General features: G+C 62.0%; 13 protein-coding genes. 12 read left to right on the top strand and 1 reads right to left on the bottom strand.

Features of this window, described 5'->3' with window-relative positions; all coding sequences use genetic code 11:
• Positions 1–48: 48 nt before the first annotated feature.
• The 3 genes from EDE09_RS18195 to EDE09_RS18185 all read left to right on the top strand — a co-directional run bounded on the left by EDE09_RS18195 (position 49) and on the right by EDE09_RS18185 (position 4,028).
• Entirely contained in the window at positions 49–1,578 is a 1,530-nt protein-coding gene (locus tag EDE09_RS18195) for a sugar ABC transporter ATP-binding protein (protein WP_132412173.1), read from the top strand.
• Positions 1,575–2,591 (top strand): ABC transporter permease, encoded by a 1,017-nt coding sequence (locus tag EDE09_RS18190; RefSeq protein WP_132412171.1) that lies wholly within the window; start codon positions 1,575–1,577, stop codon positions 2,589–2,591. The genes EDE09_RS18195 and EDE09_RS18190 overlap by 4 nt, the downstream gene beginning before the upstream one ends.
• Before the next feature lie 72 nt (positions 2,592–2,663).
• Positions 2,664–4,028, top strand: a complete 1,365-nt coding sequence (locus EDE09_RS18185; RefSeq protein ID WP_132412169.1) for a hypothetical protein — start codon at positions 2,664–2,666, stop codon at positions 4,026–4,028.
• Positions 4,029–4,142: 114 nt separating this feature from the next.
• On the opposite strand, the gene EDE09_RS18180 is transcribed toward EDE09_RS18185, so the two are convergent.
• On the bottom strand, positions 4,143–5,162 hold the full coding sequence (locus tag EDE09_RS18180) for a substrate-binding domain-containing protein (RefSeq protein WP_132412167.1): 1,020 nt from the start codon (positions 5,160–5,162) through the stop codon (positions 4,143–4,145).
• Between the two features lie 168 nt (positions 5,163–5,330).
• On the opposite strand from EDE09_RS18180, the gene iolG reads away from it, so the two are divergent.
• The 9 genes from iolG to iolB all read left to right on the top strand — a co-directional run bounded on the left by iolG (position 5,331) and on the right by iolB (position 15,993).
• The gene (gene iolG, locus EDE09_RS18175) at positions 5,331–6,323 is read left to right on the top strand and encodes an inositol 2-dehydrogenase (RefSeq protein ID WP_132412165.1); all 993 of its coding nucleotides are present in this window, start codon (positions 5,331–5,333) and stop codon (positions 6,321–6,323) included.
• A gap of 141 nt (positions 6,324–6,464) precedes the next feature.
• The gene (locus EDE09_RS18170) at positions 6,465–7,388 is read left to right on the top strand and encodes a sugar ABC transporter substrate-binding protein (RefSeq protein ID WP_132412163.1); all 924 of its coding nucleotides are present in this window, start codon (positions 6,465–6,467) and stop codon (positions 7,386–7,388) included.
• Positions 7,389–7,450: 62 nt separating this feature from the next.
• Positions 7,451–8,557 (top strand): ABC transporter permease, encoded by a 1,107-nt coding sequence (locus tag EDE09_RS18165; protein ID WP_132412161.1) that lies wholly within the window; start codon positions 7,451–7,453, stop codon positions 8,555–8,557.
• A gap of 1 nt (position 8,558) precedes the next feature.
• Complete coding sequence (locus EDE09_RS18160) at positions 8,559–9,338, top strand: ATP-binding cassette domain-containing protein (RefSeq protein ID WP_132412159.1); 780 nt, start codon at positions 8,559–8,561, stop codon at positions 9,336–9,338.
• 54 nt (positions 9,339–9,392) lie between these two features.
• The gene (locus EDE09_RS18155; protein WP_132412157.1) at positions 9,393–10,511 is read left to right on the top strand and encodes a Gfo/Idh/MocA family oxidoreductase; all 1,119 of its coding nucleotides are present in this window, start codon (positions 9,393–9,395) and stop codon (positions 10,509–10,511) included.
• 4 nt (positions 10,512–10,515) lie between these two features.
• Complete coding sequence (gene iolC / locus EDE09_RS18150; protein ID WP_132412155.1) at positions 10,516–12,438, top strand: 5-dehydro-2-deoxygluconokinase; 1,923 nt, start codon at positions 10,516–10,518, stop codon at positions 12,436–12,438.
• The gene (gene iolD / locus EDE09_RS18145; protein WP_132412153.1) at positions 12,435–14,267 is read left to right on the top strand and encodes a 3D-(3,5/4)-trihydroxycyclohexane-1,2-dione acylhydrolase (decyclizing); all 1,833 of its coding nucleotides are present in this window, start codon (positions 12,435–12,437) and stop codon (positions 14,265–14,267) included. The genes iolC and iolD overlap by 4 nt, the downstream gene beginning before the upstream one ends.
• 9 nt (positions 14,268–14,276) lie before the next feature.
• Positions 14,277–15,173, top strand: a complete 897-nt coding sequence (gene iolE, locus EDE09_RS18140; RefSeq protein WP_132412151.1) for a myo-inosose-2 dehydratase — start codon at positions 14,277–14,279, stop codon at positions 15,171–15,173.
• Positions 15,174–15,195: 22 nt separating this feature from the next.
• Positions 15,196–15,993, top strand: a complete 798-nt coding sequence (gene iolB, locus EDE09_RS18135) for a 5-deoxy-glucuronate isomerase (protein ID WP_132412149.1) — start codon at positions 15,196–15,198, stop codon at positions 15,991–15,993.
• Positions 15,994–16,010: the final 17 nt, after the last annotated feature.

The raw sequence follows: 16,010 nt of genomic DNA, 5'->3' as shown, positions 1-16,010 counted from the left end.
AGATGCGAGAGGGACGGTCATCCCTCTCGCATGTCAAGAGGCGTCAAGATGACGACAAACTCCAAGCAGCCTTTGCTGAGGCTCGAAGCTGTCAGCAAGCGCTTCGGCGCAACGCAAGCCCTCGACAATGTTCAGTTCGAACTTCGCGCCGGAGAGGTGCACGCGCTGATGGGCGAGAACGGAGCGGGCAAATCCACGCTGATGAAGATCCTCGCCGGCAATATCCAGCGCGACGGCGGGAGGATCGTGCTGGACGGTCAGGAGGTGGAGATTCGGTCGCCCCGGGACGCAAAGTCCCTCGGCATCGCGATCATCCACCAGGAATTGAACACCGTTCCGGCCATGACGGTTGCGGAAAACCTGTCGCTCGGCAACGAGCCGCGGACGCGGTTCGGCATGCTCGACAGGCGTCGTGCCCTCGAAGACGCGCGCAGCAAACTGAACCGGATCGGTGCCAACATCGATCCACGGCGCCCTCTCGGCTCCCTGAGCGTTGGAATGCAGCAGATGGTCGAGATCGCCCGTGCCGTCAGCGAAGATGCGCGCGTTCTCGTGCTCGACGAACCGACGGCCGCGCTGTCTCGCGGCGAGGCGCTGCAGCTCTACGAGATCATCCGGCAGATGCGGTCGGCCGGCGTCGGCCTCATCTACATATCGCATCGCATGGAAGAGGTCTGGCAGCTTGCCGACCGCGTCACCGTCTTTCGTGACGGCACGTTTGTCGGAACCAGCGAGATGGACAGGATCACGCCGCAGGACGTGGTGCGCATGATGGTGGGGCGGGCAGTCGCCGATCTTTACGATCATTCCGCCCGCGCGCCGGGCGAGGTCGTGCTCGACGTAGCCGGCTTGGCTGGTGGGGCCATCGGGCCGGTCGATTTCAAAGTACGCGCCGGCGAAGTCGTCGCGATGGCTGGCTTGATCGGATCGGGACGGACCGAGGTCGGCCGGCTCGTTTTCGGTGCCGTTCGGCGAAGCGCTGGCACGGTACGCATAAAGGGGCGGGAGAGCCGCCCGGCCGACCCTTTCGAAGCGATCGCGGACGGCATCGGCATGGTGCCGGAGAACCGCAAGGAACAGGGGCTGTTCCTCGACCATTCCGTCGAAAGCAACATCGCCATCAGCTCGCTCGATCAGTTCACGACCGCGGGCGTGGTTCGCCGCGGCGAAGCGCGCCAGGCGGCGATCAAGCAGATGAAGCGGCTGAGGTTGCGCCTCAACGCGCTCGAACTGCCGGTGAAGGCTCTCTCGGGCGGCAACCAGCAGAAGGCGGCGCTGGCGCGCTGGCTCCTGCGCGATTCCGAGGTCCTCATTCTCGATGAGCCCACCCGCGGGGTCGATATCGGCGCGAAACGTGAAATCTACGAATTGATCGACGACCTGGCGAGAGCCGGCAAGGCGATCCTCGTCATTTCCTCCGACCTGCCGGAAGCCATCGGGATCAGCGACCGCATCCTTGTAATGCGGGAAGGCCGCATCGTCCACGAACTGCCCTCGGCCGGCGCGTCGGAGGAGGAAGTGATGCTGCATGCCACCGGCGCGTCATCAAGACCAGAACATGAGGGAGCGAGGCAATGAACCCCGAAAAAACCTCCAAGACCGCTTTGCGGCCGGATACGCTCGAGAAGGAACCGTTCGACTTCGCGAAATGGTGGGATCGGGTCGGTATTCTCGTCGTTCTTCTGGCGCTCGTCGCCCTGATGGCGTTGATCGCACCGAACTTTGCGCGCGTAGATAATTTTCTGAACATCGCGCGCGCCATTTCCGTCAATGCCATTCTGGCCGCGGGGCTCACCCTGATCATCCTGACGGCGGGCATCGATCTTTCGGTCGGGTCCATCGTCGCCGTCTCGGGCGTGGTTTCCGTTCTGGCCGCAATGGCGGGCGTTCCTGCGCCGGCTGCGGTTATCGCCGGCATGGCGGCGGGCGCCCTGTGCGGGCTCGTCAACGGCGCACTGACGGCCTATCTGGCCCTTGCGCCCTTCATCGTGACGCTTGGAACCATGACGTTCCTGAGAGGACTTGCCTATACCATGACGGCAGGCCAGCCGATCGTTGCCAGCGATCTTAATTTCAAAACGCTTGGTAACGGCTATCTTGCGGGCGTGCCGGTTCCCGTCATCGTCATGTTGATCGTTTATGCCGTGATCTGGTTCATCCTGGAGCGGACCCGTTACGGCCGCCATGTCTATGCCGTCGGCGGCAATGCGGAGGCGGCCGAGCTCGCCGGTGTCAGGGTCAAGCGAGTGATCACCTCGGTCTACGTCATAGCAGGCGCTTGTGCCGGCCTTGCGGGTGTGATCTTTGCCGCACGCGTGATCTCGGCGCAGCCCACGGCCGGCACCGGCTACGAGCTCGACGCGATCGCAGCCGTTGTGTTGGGCGGCACCAGTCTGGCCGGCGGCCGGGGCCGGATCGTCGGCACGCTGATCGGTTCCGTCATCCTTGGCGTCTTGAGCACGGGTCTCATTTTGATGAACGTGCCCTTCTTCACGCAGCTACTGATCAAGGGGATCGTCATCATCCTCGCGGTCGCAATCGATAGCCTCAAGCGGCGCCAGTTCATCTTCTCGCGCATTTTCAAACGGTAGGGACCAGGCCCAGGCCTCCCCACGAAAGAGGCAGATCCGGCGCCGGCCGATGCTGCCCAAGGAGTTCGATTCATGTCTTTCATCATTGATATCAAAGACCCGCTGGCTGCGCCCAGAACCCACGAACCGCTCGTCTTCCAGGTCGATGCCGATCTGCCGGAAAGCCTTTGGTGGGCGACGGACGAGAACGGGAAGCCGGTCGTATGCCAGAGGCTGGCGGCGGCATCCGGCGATGGCCGGACGAGTTTCGTGGCGAGCGTCAGCTTTTGCGGCTCGGCCCGGCTGACTCTCGACAAACCGGTCTCGACGGCGGAGGCGGATGACCTCAAGGGGATCACCGCTCTTGAAGGCCGTGAAGAGGATTGCTTCGTCAGGCTCGATACCGGCGCATTCGATCTGGAGCTATGCTCGGGAACGGCGAAGGGTCTTGGTTCGTCGAAATGGGGAATTCGTCATTTTCGATCGAAGGCCGACGGGTTCGAGCTGCTGCCGTCTGGAAATAACGCGATCGGGGGCTTCTATGGGCCCTTCTTCACGCCGGAAAACGGGCTGATCAATCCACCCGAGCATACCATCGTGCGGATCGAGACCATCGAGCAAGGGCCCATCCTCCATCACTATCGGATGTATGGAACGATCCCCGACGGCCTGCTGGACGAACTGAAAGGCAAGGCATTCTCGATCGATTGGCATTTCACCTATGGAAGCCCTTTTTTCCAGCGACGCTACCTGGTCGACGATTTCTCGACCGTCATCAACGGCCGCTCGGTAACCAACAGGATAACGGTCGGCGACGAATTCGAAGGCGGTCCCGGCGAGCTCGTGTTCGACCGGTTCGCGGCCTATGGCGGCACCCGGTATCGGGCCGGCGACCCCTATGCCGGCGAGCTGGTGGCGATGGTTGCCGAGACCGTCGCCAATTCCACGAGCAGGGGCGGGAAGCTCCAAGAGTTCCGCTCTGAGCTTTCCGACATCGAGTCCGCGCATTGGGATCTCTACTGGCGGCTGTTCTGTACCTGGGAAAACGTACTGCCGGAGCATGAAATCCGCGAGCGCCTGGCGCGCGTGAGGGCGGCCTCACATGTCAAGGCGGATCTCAATGATCGGCCCTGGATACTGACGGAAGAAGCGGTCGATGTCTCGGCTGTGCCGCACGAGACGATCTTTCCAGGTCCGGCGACGAAGACGGTCGAGTATCATGAACCGTCGGGACGGGCGATGGTCTGGTGGACCTCGGCCGCGTCTGGCGCCTTCCAGGTCGTTCAGCGCCGTCAATCCGGGTGGGTCAACTGGGGAACCAATGGCGAGAACGAATGCCCCGAACTTCCGGTCGGGGTGGATATCAAGACGGCTTATGGTCGCTTCGCCGATCGTTGGGCGGTGATCGCGGATCAACTTGAGACGCCCCCGATCATAGCGGTATCGCGGATATCGTGAAATCCACCCGACAAGTCGTCCGACGCAGGAGCATGCGAAGACGTTTGAGCTCATAAGCTCGGCAGGACAAAGGCGTGTGGAAGCGGTGATGATCGAGGGGGGCATACGGAGGGGTTAAGCACTCTCTCGGGCTATGAGGCTCCCGATGAAGAGGTGATTGATATCCTGCTCATCCGGATCGGCCAGGACTTTGACCAGGTATTCCGCCATGTCTGCTAGAGGCTGGCGATAAGTCGTGAGGCGATAGTTGGGGTTGTCGGCCTGGGGAACGTCATCGAAGCCGGTAATGGCAATATCGCCAGGGATCGAGAGACCCAAGGCATACCGAACCGCATCGCTTGCGCCCATCGCGAGGGCGTCGTTCTCGCATACCAGCACATCCGGCAGGTCTTCCCGCGCACAGTTGCTCAAACGCTCCGTCACGACTTTGCCGGCCAAGGCCGGATCGTATGTCTGAACAGTCACCAATTCCGGCTCAACCCCGAAATGCGTTGTCCAGTATGAGAAAAAGGTTTCCTTCCGCAGGAGATGCGCCGAATAGGTCTGCGGTCCGGCGACAAAAAGCGGACGTTGATATCCGCGTTGATGAACGTATCTCGCGAGTTCGGTCATCGCCCCCACATCATCGACCGCGATCGAGATCGTATTCGAGTGCTCCGAGCTGCGAGCAAAGATGATCAGCTTGCGAAACCGGCGCGCGTGAAGCGCGGTTTCAAGCACTTCATCGTCGAATTGCAAGCCGATCAGGATGACCGCGTCCACGCGTCTTTGGCTGGCATTCAACAAAGCATGGCCGGCGTCATCCCGATCCAGGGTATTGACCAGCAGTATATCCCATCCCTCGCGCCGCAAGATCCGGGTCAGGCATTCCATCATAACCAGTTTGTGGGGGTTGGCGAAGTCGTCGATCAGCAGCGCTATCAGGTTCGACCGGTCCGAGGCCAGACTTGCGGCACGCAGGTCTGGTACGTAGCCCAGCCGCTCGGCGGCAATCATCACCTTTTCGAGACTTTTACGGGAGATCGAGGCTTCCTTGCGGAAGGCACGGTTGACCGTCCACCGCGACACACCAGCAGCGGCAGCGACATCGTCCGCAGTCACGTTCGCAAATTCAAGCTTTTTCCCGTCCGGCATCCTCATCTCCCGATCCTCCTCGATAGGATCGCGCTTTATTGATAGCGCGAATATCGGCCAGTCCAATAAAAAAATTGCTCCCGCGAGCAAAAAATTCTTGCTCGCGAGAGCAAAATTAAAGATAGTCCCTCCAAGGCGGCGGCAGGCCCGCTTGTTGGGAGGATATCAGTGCTTAGAATTGGATTGCTCGGGGCGGGCCGGATTGGCCGTGTGCACGCCATCAATATTGCCGGTCATGCCAGGAGCGAGTTGATCGCAGTCTCGGACGTAAATGAAGAGGCGGCGCGTTTCCTGGCCGACTCCTACGGTGCGAAGGTCCTGAGCTCCGACGAAATCCTCATGGATGCCTCTATCGATGCCGTGCTGATCGCTACGTCCACCGATACCCATTCGGACCTGATTGAAAGGGCGACGGCCGCCGGCAAGGCAGTGCTTTGCGAAAAGCCGGTGGATCTTTCCCTGCAGCGGGCCAAGGCATGCCTGGCCATGGCATCGGCAACCGGCGTGCCAGTCATGATCGGCTTCAACCGCCGTTTCGATCCGAATTTCGCAGGAGTCAAGGCGACCCTGGAGGCTGGCGGGATCGGCAAGCCGGAACTGCTATCGATCACGTCATTCGATCCCTCGCCGCCACCCGTCAGCTACGTCAAGGTGTCCGGCGGCCTGTTCCGCGACATGATGATCCACGACTTCGATATGGCGAATTTCCTCATGGGCGATGCGCCCAAAGCCGTTCATGCGGTCGGAACCTCGATCGTCGATCCTGAAATCGGAGCAGCCGGCGACGTCGATACCGCCGTCGTGACGCTGACATATGCCGACGGGCGCATCGCCGTCATCAAGAACAGCCGCCGTGCCGTCTATGGCTATGACCAGCGCGTCGAACTGCTGGGCTCGGAGGGACTGCTTTCGGCGGGGAATGTCCTCGAGCACACCGTTTCCAAGGCGACGAAGACCGGCGTTACGAGCGCCAAGCCCGAGTTCTTCTTCCTTGAACGATACATGCGCGCCTATGCGGCGGAATGGGATGCCTTCGTGCGTGCCGTCCTCGACGGCACCCGTATTCCGGTCACGCTGAAGGACGGTGTTGCAGCTCTGGTAATGGCCGAAGCGGCAACGCAATCGGCGGCATCCGGACAGCCGGTTTCCTTGGCATTCTGAAGGATTAGATGGCGCGGGCCATCCGCAAACATTGCCGAGTGCACGGGAGGTGCCGTCGCCGGCTTTCAATTCCGGCCTATTGGGCCGGATGAGTGGGCGTCGAGGAGTGGCGCCGATGGCAATCTTAACTGGGAGGTTAGCATGAAGAAACTATTCGCATCCGTCACGGTTGCCGGCATCATGGCCATGGCCGCGCCGGCGTTCGCAATTGACATTATCGTCGTGGCGCATGGCCAGGCGAACGATCCGTTCTGGTCGGTGGTCAAGAACGGCGTCGAGAAGGCGGCCAAGGACACCGGTGCAAATGTCGAGTTCCGTTCGCCGGAAACCTTCGACATGGTCCAGATGGGCCAGATGATCGACGCCGCCGTAAACCAGGAGCCGGACGGCCTCGTCGTCTCCATTCCGGACGGCGACGCGCTTGGTCCGGCGATCAAACGTGCGGTCGATGCGGGCATTCCGGTCATCTCGATGAATTCCGGTTCCGACGTCGCGCACAAGCTGGGCGCGCTTCTGCATGTCGGCCAGTCGGAGTTCGACGCCGGCAAGGCCGCCGGCGCCAAGCTCGCTGAAATGGGTGGCACCAAGGGCATCTGCGTCAACCAGGAAGTCGGCAATGTCGCGCTCGACCTTCGTTGCAAGGGCTTTACCGAAGGCTTTGGCAAGCCTGTTGCCGTCATCCCCACGCAGAATGATCCAGCGGAAGTCGAATCCAAAGTTCGCGCGGCGCTCGAATCCGATCCAGCCGTCGATACTGTGCTGGGCCTCGGTGCTTCCCTGGTTGGCGAGCCCGCGGTTAAGGCCGTTCAGGCGCTGGGCCGCGACAACGTCCTGGTCGCTAGCTTCGACCTGTCTGCTGGTTTTCTGAAGGACGTCGCCGACGGCAAGGCCGCTTTCGCAATCGACCAGCAGCAGTTCCTCCAAGGCTATCTGCCTGTCGCATTCCTCGCCTTGAAAGCCCAGTACGGCCTCGTTCCGGGTGGCGACGTACCCTCTGGACCGAACCTCGTGACCAAGGAGAGCGCCGCCAAGGTGATTGATTTGTCCGCTCAGGGCATCCGCTAAGAAAAAGTGGCCGGGAGGCATGTGGGTAGGGCCGCCCGGCCATCGCCAAGAGGAGGAAAACCATGTCGATTGAAACGCTGACGCAAACGGATGAGCGGATCAAATCCGAGTCCTTTGCCACCAAACTCATGAAACGACCGGAATTGGGGGCAATCGGGGGCGTGGTCCTCGTCACACTTTTCTTTCTCGCCACTGCGGATCGGACAATGTTCACCCTGTCCGGCATAATGAATTTCATGACCCCGGCGGCCCAGCTCGGCATTCTTGGCATCGCCGCCGCCATGCTAATGATTGGTGGAGAGTTCGATCTCTCCATCGGGTCGATGGTAGCGTTCTCCGGCATGCTCTTTGGTGCTTTTACCGTCAATGTCGGTATGCCGCTCATTCTTGCCATCCCGCTCACCATGACGTTTGCCGCCATGCTTGGCGCAGCCAATGGCCTGATCGTCATCCGAACAGGTCTGCCGTCGTTTATCGTGACGTTGGCTGGATTGTTCATACTGCGCGGCGCGACGCTGGTTGGTCTCAAGGTCCTGACCGGCGGGGCTACGCAGCTTCGCGGAATCAGGGAAGCCATCGGCGAAGATTTTCTCACGCCGATCTTTTCCGGCGACGCCTTCGGGTTTGTGTTCAGATGGCTCGCCGAGGCCGGTCTTGTGGAGAGCTTCAAGTCCGGCGTGCCCAAGGTGCCTGGCATTCCGGTGGAAATCATCTGGTTTGTCCTCTTCGCCGTGATCGCCACCTACGTCCTGTTGCGAACTCCGGTTGGCAACTGGATCTTCGCCACGGGCGGCGATTCTCTTGCTGCGCAGAATTCCGGCGTTCCTGTCCGAAACGTCAAGATCGCGCTCTTCATGCTCACAGCCGTCGCTGCCGCCCTCGTTGCCATCATCACGGTCATCGACGCCGGTTCGACCGATGCCCGTCGCGGCTTCATGAAGGAATTCGAGGCGATCATCACGGCGGTCATCGGCGGCTGCCTGCTGACCGGGGGCTACGGCTCGGCAATCGGCGCCTTCTTCGGTGCGATTATCTTCGGCATGGTGACGATCGGTCTTACCTATACGAAATTCGACCAGGACTGGTTTCAGATCTTCCTTGGCGCAATGCTGCTGCTCGCCGTGATCTTCAACAACGTCATCCGCCGACGTGTGACCGGAGAGCGCTGACATGACCGCACCGATCATCCACATGGAAAATATCAAGAAGCACTATGGCAATGTCATTGCGCTGAACGGGGTAACCTTCGACGTCAGAGCGGGCGAATGCCACTGCCTTCTCGGCGACAACGGCGCCGGCAAGTCGACCTTCATCAAGACCATGTCGGGCGTGCACAAGCCGACGGAAGGTTCGATCACCTTCGAGGGCCGGCCCCTGTCATTCGAGAGCCCGCGCGATGCGATGGAAGCCGGCATTGCCACGGTGTTCCAAGATCTCGCGATGATCCCGCTGATGTCGGTCACGCGCAACTTCTTCATGGGGCGCGAGCCGACCAAGGGGTGGGGGCCGTTCAAACGCTTCGACATCGACAAGGCCAATGAGATCACCATGGCGGAGATGCGCAAGATGGGCATCAACCTGCGGGCTCCGGATCAGGCGGTCGGCACGCTGTCCGGCGGCGAGCGGCAGACGGTGGCGATCGCCCGCGCCGTCTATTTTGGCGCCAAGGTGCTGATCCTCGACGAGCCGACCTCCGCGCTCGGCGTCCGGCAGACCTCCAATGTGCTCGCCACCATCAACCGAGTGCGTGCCCAAGGCATTGGTGTCGTCTTCATTTCGCACAACGTCCGTCATGCCATGGCGGTCGGCGACCGCTTCACCGTGCTCAACCGGGGCCAGACGCTGGGGACTGCAAGGAAGGGCGAAATCAATGCCGCTCAATTGCAGGATCTGATGGCCGGCGGCCAGGAACTCGCCGAGCTGGAAGGCTCGCTAGGCGGGACGATCTGAGGGTTGCAGGGGCGGTCGATACGCCGCCCCGCCATGCTTAAACCGGGGATGAAAATGTCGTCTTCAATGCCGCAGACAGAACTTGGAATCGCCCTGATCGGCACGGGCTTCATGGGCAAGTGCCATGCCATGGCTTGGCGCAATGTCGCCGCCGTTTTCGGCGGCGCGCATCCCAGGCTCGAGATTCTTTCGGACGTCACCGAGGACGGTGCGGGGCGGTTCTCCCGGCAGTTCGGATTTGCACGGTCGACCGCCCGCTGGGAGGAGGCGGTTTCCGACCCGAAGGTCGATGTGGTTTCGATCACCGCGCCAAACGGGATGCACCGGCCGATGGCTGAAGCGGCGCTGAAAGCCGGCAAGCACGTCTGGTTGGAGAAGCCGATGGCTCTGACGCTCGAAGACGCCGAGGCTATGGCCGAAACGGCCGCCGCCCATTCGGGGCAGGTGACCATGCTTGGCTACAACTACCTGAGAAGTCCGGCATTCCAGGCTGCACGGAACATGGTTCGCGACAGAGCGATCGGCAAGCCGGTCGCCTTTCGCGGGGTCTATGACGAGGACTATTCCGCTGATCCACTCCTCCCGTGGTCCTGGCGGATGACTCGCGAGGGCGGCGGTCTGGGGGCGCTCGGTGACCTCGGCTGCCACCTTGTGAGCCATATGCTGGCGCTGATGGGGCCGGTGGCGGAAGTCGTCGCCCAGACCCAGATCGCCGTTCCCTCGCGCCCTTCGCCCGATGGGGCGAAGCGGGTGGAGAACGAGGACAGTGCGCTCGCGCTTTTGCGCTTTACCTCCGGCGCGCAGGGCTCGTTCGCCACCTCGCGGGTGGCGCGTGGGCGCAAGTGCAGACTGCAGTGGGAGCTGCACGGTACGGACGGAACGATCGTGTTCGATCAGGAGAACATGAACGAACTCTGGGTGTATCGCGCGGGAGATGACGGATTCGTCCGCCACCTGACAGGCCCTGCGCAACCGGATTTCTCAGTCTTCTGCCCGGCGCCGGGCCACAATTTCGGTTTCAATGAGCAGAAAGTCATCGAGGCACGCGATCTCCTGACGGCGATTGCCGGCGGTCCGAACGCGGGTCCCGATTTCGCCCATGGACTGGAGATCGAGAGGATTATTCACGCGATGGCTGCCTCGAACGGTACAGCGATCCGGCTCGGGAGGTAATAAAGTGACCAAGGTACTCGATGTCATCACCATCGGCCGCGCCGGCGTCGATCTCTACGGCGCCCAGATCGGCGGGCGCCTGGAGGATATGGGCTCCTTCGAGAAATATATCGGCGGTTCGCCCACCAATATTGCCTGCGGCAGTGCCCGGCTCGGCTTGAAGACGGCGCTGATCAGCCGGGTCGGTGACGAGCATATGGGGCGCTTCATCCTCGAACAGCTTGCCCGGGAAGGCGTCTCGACGGAAGGGGTGAAGATCGACCCGGAACGGCTGACCGCGCTCGTTATCCTCGGTATTCGCGACGACACGCAATTCCCGCTGATATTCTATCGTGAGAACTGCGCCGACATGGCGCTTTGCGAAGACGACATCGACGAGGCCTTCATCTCTTCGGCGCGTGCCGTCGTCGTCACCGGCACCCATCTCAGCCATCCGCGCACGGAGGCCGCCGTCGTCAAGGCGCTGGAACTGGCACGCAAGCACGGGCTGCGCACGGCGCTCGACATCGACTATCGGCCCAATCTCTGGGGAGTTGCCGGGCATGGCGACGGCGAAAGCCGCTTCGTCGAGAGCGCGAAGGTGACAGCACGGCTTCAGGCTTCGCTCCACTATTTCGACCTGATCGTCGGGACGGAAGAAGAATTCCACATCGCCGGCGGATCGACCGACACGCTTGCCGCGCTCGGCGCGGTGCGGGCGGTGAGCAAAGCGACGCTGGTCTGCAAGCGCGGCCCGCTGGGCGCGGTGGCCTTCCAGGATGCCATCCCCGACAGCCTCGACAAGGGCCAGACGGGGCAGGGCTTCCCGATCGAGGTGTTCAACGTGCTGGGGGCAGGAGACGGTTTCTTTTCCGGTCTGCTGCGCGGCTGGATGACGGGAGAGGACTGGCCGACCTCTCTCAAATACGCCAATGCCTGTGGTGCCTTCGCGGTCAGCCGGCATGGCTGTACGCCGGCCTATCCAAGCTTCGAGGAACTGCAGTTCTTCCTGAAGCGCGGCGTGGTTCGCCCGGATCTGCGCAACGATGCCGAACTCGAACAGCTTCACTGGTCCACAACGCGTCATACGCGGGTCAACGGCGACTGGTCGACCATGCGGGTTTTCGCCTTCGACCATCGGATGCAGCTGGAACAGATGGACGGGTTCACACTGCCCAAGGGCGCGGCGTTCAAGCAGCTTTGCCTCAATGCGGCGCTTCGCGTCCAGGCGGGCCGCGGCGGCTACGGCATCCTCTGCGACAATCGCATCGGCCGGTCCGCGCTGCATCGGGCGTCCGGCACGGGTCTCTGGATCGGGCGACCGGCGGAATGGCCCGGTTCGCGACCGCTAGCCCTGGAGCCTGAACTTGGGCTCGATTGCGGAACGCTCGGCGAATGGGCGGGCGAGGACGTGGTGAAGGTACTCTGCTTTTGCCACCCGGACGACGACAAGCAAACGCGGGCGGCTCAGGAAGCGACCGTGAAGCGATTGTTCGAGGCCGCGCGGCGCAACCGGCTGGAGTTCCTGCTGGAGATCATTCCTTCCAAGGTCGGCACTACCGACGAAACGACCGTCGCAACGCTGATCCATCAGTTCTATGCGGCGGGAATCTATCCCGACTGGTGGAAGCTGGAGCCGATGACCTCGCGCAAAGGCTGGGCCAATGCGATCGCGGCCATCGAGGAACACGACCGGCACACGCGAGGTATCGTCGTGCTCGGACTGGATGCGCCGGAGGAGGAACTGGCGGCGAGCTTCGAGATCGCGGCGGGCTTTGATCTCGTCAAGGGGTTTGCCGTCGGGCGGACGATCTTCGGCGATGTGGCGCGTCGCTGGTTTGCCGGCGAACTCGCCGATGCTGCGGCGGTGGACGAAATGGCGACGCGTTATGCCCGGCTATGCGGCATCTGGGACGCGGCGCGGGTGAAGGCACGGGAGGCAGCATGAACACGGTAAGACTGACGACGGCGCAGGCCATGGTGAAATGGCTTGCCGCGCAGATGACGGAAGAACGGGAACGTTTCGTCGACGGTGTGTGGGCGATATTCGGCCATGGCAATGTCGCAGGTCTCGGCGAGGCACTGCAGAAGGCCGGCAACGGGCTGCCGACCTGGCGCGGCCAGAACGAGCAGACCATGGCGCATGCAGCCATCGCCTATGCCAAGGCGAAGAAGCGCCGGCAGGTGCAGGCGGTGACGTCCTCGATCGGGCCGGGCGCAACCAATATGGTGACGGCGGCGGCGCTGGCCCATGTAAACCGTCTTCCGGTTCTCTTCATTCCCGGCGACGTTTTTGCCAACCGGCGGCCGGACCCAGTTCTGCAGCAGATCGAGGATTTCGACGACGGTACCGTTTCCGCCAATGACTGCTTCCGTCCGGTGAGCCGTTATTTCGACCGCATTACCCGGCCCGAGCAATTGCTGACGGCACTGCCGCGGGCCTTGCGCGTCATGACCGACCCGGCGAATTGTGGACCGGTGACGCTTTCGTTTTGCCAGGACGTTCAGGCCGAGGCGCACGACTGGCCGGAAGAGTTCTTCGAGTCAAAGATCTGGCGCATTCGCCGGCCTGTTCCCGACGCACGGGACGTGGAGGATGTGGCGGCTCTGATCAGGGCGGCAAAGAATCCGGTGATCGTAGCTGGCGGCGGCGTCATCTATAGCGGCGCGGAAAAGGACCTCGCGGAGTTTGCCACGAGGCATGCCATTCCGGTGATCGAGACGCAGGCCGGCAAGTCGGCGCTGGCGCAAAACCATCCAATGAACTTCGGTGCGGCCGGCGTCGACGGTTCGGCCGCCGCCAATGCGCTGGCCCGCAAGGCTGATCTCGTCATCGGCATCGGAACACGTTTCCAGGATTTCACCACCGGTTCGTGGTCGCTGTTTCAGGCAAAAGACCGGCGGTTGGTGTCGATCAACGTGCAGGCCTACGACGCGGACAAGCATGGAGCGTTGGGGCTCGTCGCCGACGCAAAGGTCGCGCTCGGGGCACTCAGCGAACATCTCGGCCAACATAGAGCGCCGGCGCCGGACGTGACATTGCGTTCCGAATGGCTTGCTGCCGTGGATCGCCATTGCGCGGCTCCTTCGGGCGAGGATCTGCCGACAGATGCGCAGGTCATCGGTGCCGTGCAGCGCGCGACCGGAGAAAATGCGATCGCCATGTGCGCTGCCGGTACCATGCCCGGCGCGCTCAAACTGCTCTGGCAGCCGAGCCAGGGCGGCTACCACATGGAATACGGCTATTCCTGCATGGGCTACGAGATTGCCGGCGCCATGGGCCTGAAGCTCGCGCGGCCGGACCGCGAGGTGATCTGCTTCGTTGGCGACGGTTCCTACATGATGGCCAATTCCGAACTGGCGACGGCGGTGATGCGCAAGGTGCCGTTCACTGTCGTTTTGACCGACAATCGCGGTTACGGCTGCATTAACCGCCTGCAGCAAGGCACGGGCGGCGAAGCGTTCAACAATCTCTACAGGGATTGCAATGTCGAGCAGCAGCCCGAGATCGATTTCGTCGCGCATGCCGCCTCCATGGGAGCGCACGCGGTGAAGGCGAAGAATATCGCGGATCTCGAAGCGCAGGTCGCCGCCGCCCGCGGGCGCGACATTCCGACCGTGATTGTCGTTGACAGCGACCCGACCAACGGACCGGGTTTCGGCGATGCCGGGAACTGGTGGGATGTTGCCGTGCCAGAAGTGGGAACGACGGACAAATTGAAACAGGCCTATGCGCGCTACCTCGAAGGGGCGGCGGGGCAAAGACTCGTGAATTGAGGACAACACATGATTCGCTTCGGCACCAATCCCATTGCCTGGGCCAACGACGACGATCAGACGCTGGGCGCGCATATCCCGACCGAGCAGATTCTGCGTGAGGCCGCGGAAATCGGTTTCGACGGAATCGAAAACGGTCATCGCTGGCCAGACAATCCAGAGGAACTGAAGCAGTTGCTCGGCTCGCATGGCCTCGCTTTCGTGTCCGGCTGGTTTTCGCTGAACCTGCTGACGCAATCCGTCGAGGACGAAAAGAAGGCGATCCAGCCGCATCTCGACAAGCTGAAACATAACGGCTGCAAGGTGTGCATTGCCTGCGAGACTTCCAACAGCGTCCAGGGGTTGCAAGTGCCGCTGTCGGAAAGCCCGGTGCTGACGCCGGAAGAGATGAAGGCCTTCGGAGCCAAGGTCGAGGACCTCGCCGCCTTCACCGCCAGCCAGGGTATCAGGCTGGTCTATCACCACCACATGGGAACGGTGGTCGAAACGCCTGAGGGGATTGATGCCTTCTTGAAGGCGACCGGACCGGAAACGCGTCTTCTCTTTGATGCCGGGCATTGCTATTTCGGTGGCAACGGCAAGGATCCGACGCCGGTTCTGGCGAAGTATGTCGATCGGGTCAGCCATTTCCATGCCAAGAACGTGCGGCCGGCAGTGATGCGACAGGTTCGGGAGACCGGCATGTCCTTCATGGACGGCGTGCGAGCCGGTGTCTTTACCGTTCCTGGCGACGAGGACGGCGGGATCGATTTTGCGCCACTCCTGAACATCCTCAAGGCTGCCGGCTATGACGGCTGGATCGTGATCGAGGCAGAGCAGGATCCGGAGGTCCGCAAGCCGTTCAAATACCAGTCGCTCGGTCTCAGGACCCTGAAATCCGCCGCTGCCCATGTCGGCCTGGTCTGACGCAAGAGCGAGGAGGAATCCCATGCCCAATCTGCTCCATCGCCCCTTCGGCTCCCATGGCAAGGTGCACGAGATCACGCCCGCTTCGGCCGGCTGGCGCTATGTCGGCTTTTCGCTCTATCGCCTTCGTGCGGGGGATCGCGCCGCAGAGACGACCGGAGAGCGCGAAGTCATCCTTGTGATGGTTGAAGGCAAGGCGGCGGTCCGCGGCGCCGGAAACGACTGGGACGTGCTCGGCGGACGCATGAGCGTCTTCGAGAAGAGCCCGCCGCATTGCCTCTATCTGCCAAACGGCTGCGACTGGGAGGCCATGGCCGAAACGGATTGTGTGATCGCGGTCTGTTCCGCGCCCGGCAAATGCGGGCACGAGGCGCGCAAGATCGGACCGGACGGCATCACGCTTACGCAGCGCGGTGAGGGCACCAATACCCGCTACATCAACAACATTGCCATGGAGAACGAGGACTACTGCGACTCTCTTCTGGTAACTGAGGTATTTGCGCCTGCGGGCCACTGGTCGAGCTATCCGAGCCATCGTCACGACGAGGACGATTTCCCGCGCTTAACCTATCTCGAGGAAACCTATTATCACCGGCTGAACCCGGCCGATGGTTTCGGCATCCAGCGGGTTTACACCGACGACCTGCAACTGAACGAGACCATGGCCGTACACGACGGCGATGTCGTTTGCGTGCCGCGCGGGCACCATCCCTGCGGAGCCCCTTACGGGTTCGAAATGTACTATCTCAACGTCATGGCCGGCCCCTTGCGGAAGTGGCGTTTCGTTGCCGCACCTCATGTCCAGCACCTGATGCGCTGAGCAAGGCGCCCTTATCT

Origin of the sequence: Neorhizobium sp. S3-V5DH (assembly GCF_004343065.1) — a bacterium.
GTDB classification, from domain to species: domain Bacteria; phylum Pseudomonadota; class Alphaproteobacteria; order Rhizobiales; family Rhizobiaceae; genus Neorhizobium; species Neorhizobium huautlense.
The sequence above is the reverse complement of the archived record's forward strand: the minus strand, read 5'-3'. Positions and strand labels throughout refer to the sequence as shown.

Excerpts from the sequence above, each read along its gene's own strand:
- EDE09_RS18195 (WP_132412173.1), top strand. The coding sequence starts at position 49 with ATGACGACAAACTCCAAGCAGCCTTTGCTGAGGCTCGAAGCTGTCAGC.
- EDE09_RS18190 (WP_132412171.1), top strand. The coding sequence starts at position 1,575 with ATGAACCCCGAAAAAACCTCCAAGACCGCTTTGCGGCCGGATACGCTC.
- EDE09_RS18185 (WP_132412169.1), top strand. The coding sequence starts at position 2,664 with ATGTCTTTCATCATTGATATCAAAGACCCGCTGGCTGCGCCCAGAACC.
- EDE09_RS18180 (WP_132412167.1), bottom strand. The coding sequence starts at position 5,162 with ATGCCGGACGGGAAAAAGCTTGAATTTGCGAACGTGACTGCGGACGAT.
- EDE09_RS18170 (WP_132412163.1), top strand. The coding sequence starts at position 6,465 with ATGAAGAAACTATTCGCATCCGTCACGGTTGCCGGCATCATGGCCATG.
- EDE09_RS18165 (WP_132412161.1), top strand. The coding sequence starts at position 7,451 with ATGTCGATTGAAACGCTGACGCAAACGGATGAGCGGATCAAATCCGAG.
- EDE09_RS18160 (WP_132412159.1), top strand. The coding sequence starts at position 8,559 with ATGACCGCACCGATCATCCACATGGAAAATATCAAGAAGCACTATGGC.
- EDE09_RS18155 (WP_132412157.1), top strand. The coding sequence starts at position 9,393 with ATGTCGTCTTCAATGCCGCAGACAGAACTTGGAATCGCCCTGATCGGC.
- iolD (WP_132412153.1), top strand. The coding sequence starts at position 12,435 with ATGAACACGGTAAGACTGACGACGGCGCAGGCCATGGTGAAATGGCTT.
- iolE (WP_132412151.1), top strand. The coding sequence starts at position 14,277 with ATGATTCGCTTCGGCACCAATCCCATTGCCTGGGCCAACGACGACGAT.
- iolB (WP_132412149.1), top strand. The coding sequence starts at position 15,196 with ATGCCCAATCTGCTCCATCGCCCCTTCGGCTCCCATGGCAAGGTGCAC.